The 1,459-nt window shown below is 49.6% G+C and carries 2 protein-coding genes; both read left to right on the top strand.

Annotated elements, in window-relative coordinates:
• Positions 1-894, top strand: an 894-nt coding sequence (locus QVO39_RS01745) for an AMP-binding protein (RefSeq protein ID WP_288171496.1), incomplete at its 5' end; no start/stop codon positions are given.
• A 145-nt stretch (positions 895-1,039) separates the two neighbouring features.
• The coding region (locus tag QVO39_RS01740; protein ID WP_288171494.1) for a DUF3417 domain-containing protein at positions 1,040-1,459 on the top strand (420 nt) is incomplete at its 3' end.

Raw genomic sequence — 1,459 nt, 5'->3', positions numbered from 1 at the left:
CTCAAAGCACTTAAGGAGGTGCAACCTCGGCTGATCCTCTCCGTGCCACTCGTATTGGAGAAGATCTACAAGAGCGTGGTGGCGCCTAAGCTCAAGGAGACTTCGGTACGGTTGGCACTTAAGACGCCGATCCTCCGCAACTCGGTATACAAGAAGTTTAGAGAGGGATTGATCCAGGCACTAGGGGGCAATCTAGGTGAGATCATCATTGGTGGGGCAGCCCTCAATGCCGAGGTGGCTCAGTTCCTCGACCGTATTAAGTTTCCCTACACCGTTGGCTACGGCATGACGGAGTGTGCGCCACTGGTCTCCTATGCTCAGTATAAAAACTATGTCTCTGGCTCTTGTGGTAAGGAGCTAAAGATGATAGAGAAGCTACGTGTAGCCGATGCCCAAGAGATTGAGGGGCAGATGGTGGGTGAGATCCAAGTGAAGGGGGAGAATGTATGCCTCGGATACTACAAAAACCCACAAGCAACTGCCGAGCTCTTTACGGAGGATGGCTGGATGAAGACAGGCGACCTAGGCTATATTGCCAAGGATGGCAGCGTCTTTTTGAGAGGTCGCTCCAAGGCGATGCTCCTAGGCCCTAATGGGCAGAACATTTACCCTGAGGAGATAGAGGCGAAGATAGCGATGCTCCCCTTTATGAATGAAGCAGTGGTGGTACAGCGAGAGGGCAAACGGAATGTGGCAATCGTGACCATCGACCGAAAGGCACTCGAAAAGGCGGGCTATAAGAACGATAAGAAGGTGGAAGAGCTACTCGAAAGTAATCGCAAGCAACTCAATGAGAGCCTTGCCTCCTTTGCCCAAATCTCCAACTTCGAAGTGCTGGAGGGTGACTTTGAGAAGACGCCTAAGCAGAGTATCAAGCGATATCTCTATAAATAAGGATTCGGAAGCCCTTATCTGGTAAGAGACTTTTAGCAGAGCCCACTCCTCCTATTGAGACCGATAGGAGGAGGGGGCTCTGGTGTATAATTATTTGAGTATCTTTGCATAGGTAATTAAGAGAATATATTAGGTTTGAATAATTATGATTCGTAATAAGAACTGTAATGAGGCGGTATGGAATGAAGTGTACACTCACTCCAAGCTGCCAAAGAACTTAGCGAAGCTAGAGGAGCTATCCCGCAATATCTGGTGGGTTTGGAGGAGAGAGGTAAGAAAGCTATTTGCCGAGATAGATGAGGAGAAATGGGAGGCTGTTCAGGCCAATCCTATTGAGATCCTCAATGGGCTGAGCAGTGCAAAGCAAGAGGAATTGCTACAGAATGAGGAGTTTATGGCTCGTCTCGACAAGGCCTATGAGCACTTCCAGGAATACCTTGCGGCACCTATGCGTAGCGATGTCCCTAGTGTGGCCTACTTCAGTATGGAGTATGGGCTCAGCAATGTGCTGAAGATCTACTCTGGCGGTCTTGGTGTACTGGCAGGCGACTACCTGAAGGAGGCC

The sequence above is a fragment of the Porphyromonas sp. CAG:1061 genome, from assembly GCF_000435035.1.
GTDB lineage: Bacteria > Bacteroidota > Bacteroidia > Bacteroidales > Porphyromonadaceae > Porphyromonas_A > Porphyromonas_A somerae.
The sequence above is the reverse complement of the archived record's forward strand: the minus strand, read 5'-3'. Positions and strand labels throughout refer to the sequence as shown.